The following is a 1,189-nucleotide window of genomic DNA, read 5'->3' as shown; positions in this document are numbered from 1 at the left end:
TCATATAACTTGATTACCCATATCTATGATGACCCGATGACCAAGGCAGTCGAATTCGCTGAAGAGATCAAACAGCGCTCGCCAGATGCCGTTGCCAGCAACAAGCTGCTTTTCAACAAAACCTGGCTTAGCACCATCAAACAGGCTTTAAATTGGGAAACAAAATTACAACGCAAGCTGATCGGTCGTTACAACCAGAGAGCAGCAGTCAGCCAAGGCACCAAAGGCGCGAAGCCCTTACCTTTTAAGAATCGCAGCTAAGCTTGAATCAAACAGGCTAGAAGCGATACTTTCCCGCCTCAACAGCCGCTTGTAATTCAGCATTAAAGGGCTGATAAGCTGTGTCGCCTGGAAGACAGACCCATACCGGGTCTGTTATCTGCTCCAAATCATAAGCAATTTTCTTCAAGTCAGTTTTCTTGTATTTGAAGGTTCCCGTTGTCTCCATCGATGAAGACAATCGAATAAAAATCGGCCGGGCATATGCGGGCAGATTCTCACTTAAATGTTGGTAGACCTCTGAAGAGTCAAAATGAGCACCTTTCTCAAGCGTAATAGATGCCATTCCCGCTCTACCGTTTGTCTCGGGTATCTCGACACCATAAACCACAGCATCAGCTACAGCAGTCATCTGAGCCAATACATTCTCGACCTCAGTTGTCGAAACGTTCTCACCCTTCCAACGAAAAGTATCACCCAGGCGATCAACAAATTGGGCATGATTGAAGCCTTGATCTCGCATCAAGTCACCGGTATTAAACCAAGCATCCCCCTGTTTGAAGACATTTCTCAAGATGGTGCGTTCGGTTTTCTCTGGGTCGGTATAACCATCAAAAGGGGTTTTATCGGTAATTTCACCCAATAGTAATCCCGCCTGTCCTTTTTTGACCCGTCGCAGGAAGCCATCGTGATGCCTGACTGGACAATCTTCTTCTAAATCATACTCGACAATGGCGTAAGGGATTGTCGTGAAGCCAACGGTAAAATCATGATTGAATATATTGAGAAAACCTACATTCCCCTCACTAGAGCCATAAAACTCCATCACCTTATCGACACCAAAGCGCTGTTTAAAACCCGCCCACAGGTTTGCTCGCAAACCGTTACCAAAAATCATTCTTACCTGATGATTTTTATCATCAGCACTTTCTGGCTGAGACATCAAATAGCGACACAACTCACCAACATA

2 pseudogenes are annotated in these 1,189 nt (G+C 45.2%); one reads left to right on the top strand and one right to left on the bottom strand.

The features are described from left to right. Window positions 1–261, top strand: a pseudogene (locus tag A3756_RS26905) (enoyl-CoA hydratase); the annotation flags it as partial. Between the two features lie 16 nt (window positions 262–277). On the opposite strand, the pseudogene A3756_RS00195 reads toward A3756_RS26905, so the two are convergent. Beyond that, window positions 278–1,189 (bottom strand): annotated as a pseudogene (locus A3756_RS00195) (AMP-binding protein); the annotation flags it as partial.

It is taken from the genome of Oleiphilus sp. HI0086, from assembly GCF_001635225.1.
Note: the sequence above shows the minus strand (reverse complement) of the source record. Positions and strands in the feature narration are given on the sequence as shown.